This window comes from Rhodohalobacter sp. (assembly GCF_041686455.1).
Lineage (GTDB): Bacteria > Bacteroidota > Rhodothermia > Balneolales > Balneolaceae > Rhodohalobacter.
The window spans coordinates 1-1509 of sequence record NZ_JAWLDW010000164.1; the positions used below are offsets into that span (position 1 = coordinate 1).

The 1509-nt window shown below is 39.4% G+C and carries 3 protein-coding genes; all 3 read right to left on the reverse strand.

The genetic code is table 11. From position 1 onward, the window contains the following. Positions 1–93 precede the first annotated feature (93 nt). From ACESM0_RS12830 to ACESM0_RS12840, 3 genes are read right to left on the reverse strand one after another with little or no spacing between them, the layout of a single operon-like run. Positions 94–444: a hypothetical protein gene (locus tag ACESM0_RS12830; RefSeq protein WP_372906600.1), complete on the reverse strand. Its 351-nt coding sequence runs from the start codon at positions 442–444 to the stop codon at positions 94–96. 2 nt (positions 445–446) lie between these two features. Then, positions 447–1001 (reverse strand): RNA polymerase sigma factor, encoded by a 555-nt coding sequence (locus ACESM0_RS12835; protein WP_372906601.1) that lies wholly within the window; start codon positions 999–1001, stop codon positions 447–449. Positions 1002–1008: 7 nt separating this feature from the next. Next, positions 1009–1347, reverse strand: a complete 339-nt coding sequence (locus ACESM0_RS12840; RefSeq protein WP_372906602.1) for a DUF6249 domain-containing protein — start codon at positions 1345–1347, stop codon at positions 1009–1011. Positions 1348–1509 lie beyond the last annotated feature (162 nt).

A 1509-nucleotide genomic window follows, 5' to 3' on the forward strand; every position in this document is an offset into this window, starting at 1 on the left:
ACGAGCATCAATACTTAACATAAAAATCAAAGAGATAGGCGCCCCGTTGCACAGGTTGTAGCTCAGAGCATCAAACTTTCCTTCAATCCAATACTAAAATTTCACGATGTTCTTCCGGGTCATACTCATAAGCTTTTCGAAATGTGTCAGCACAAATAGAATAAACCCGACCTGAAAAACCAATAAAATTGTATCTGTGTATTTTGATGAAACCTGAAATTCCATCTGCGGAAATAAGCTTATCAGAACAATGCCGCTGACTATACCCACGATAAAAAAGAACCAGGAGAACGCCACACCTCTTCGATAGCCTTCCTGAATAGCCTTTTTTTCCAGCTCAAGGCGTTCAATATTCATCATCACGTCATCTTCAATATCGGAGTAGGGTAGCTCAGCCTCTCCATGTGATAACAACTCTTTAAACAGTTTATCCTCTTTCGTCATCACTACACCTCTTCCGGTTTCAAGTTGAAATTCTTGGATAGTTTTTCTCTCATACTGTTCCTTGCTCTGTGCAGAATTACCTTTGTATTTGAATTGCTCCAGCCGGTTATTTCGCAAACTTCTTTGATGCTGTACTCATACAGATAAAATAACCTCAGAGCGAGGCTTTCATCAGGCTTCATCGCTTTTAAAACGATTTGAATACAGTGCCTTTTGTGTTGCTCGTCTATATCCCGGTGTACCGAGTTCTTTGAACTATCAATATGCTGTTCTTCGTTAAACGGTTGATTTCTATTCGGTTTTCGGCTGCGCAACAGCTGATAAGATTCGTTAACAACTATTCGATGAAACCACGTTTTAAATGCTGCTTCTTTTCTAAACTCAGCCAGCCCCTCATATGCATTGATAAAAGATTTTTGTACAACCTCTTTTGCCGCATACTCCTCCTTCACGATCGATATCGCCAGGTTATAAGCATCCTCCTTATACTCCCTGATGATAAATCGAAAGGCCTCTTTGTCACCATTTAAAACTCGTTCTATGTAACGATCCGGCATTAATCAGTTATCCGTTATCCTTTTTGCCTACATAATGTGCAATAATCATCCCGATTCCGCCAAACAGTAACATCATGATTGGCTCAAATTCCGCCCGAATATCAGTAATTTCACTTATTAGAATTCCAAAAATCAGTCCGGTTGCAATTGCTGTGATTAAAACACCCAGTTTTAGCCACGGAAAGCGGAATGAGAAACTCCAGCCATTTTTTTGTTCAGGTACGTCCTGTCCTTTTTCAATCAACAACATACGTTCTTTTTCACGCGATTTATGGGAAAAATACCAGGCCAGAAAGCCGGCGGTTAAGAATGCCAGAAAAATGATCGTAAATATAATTTGGTTCATAATATTTGTCGTTCCTATTTTTTTATTAAAGTTCAACTGTTTGATGCACAATTCCCTCAAAAGGTTACAAATAAATTAATTTTTTGATTCACGAGTGGATCGCCCCTACAGGGCTTTCCTTTACCTGTGCACAACAGTCCCACCATTAAAATGGTGGGCTAT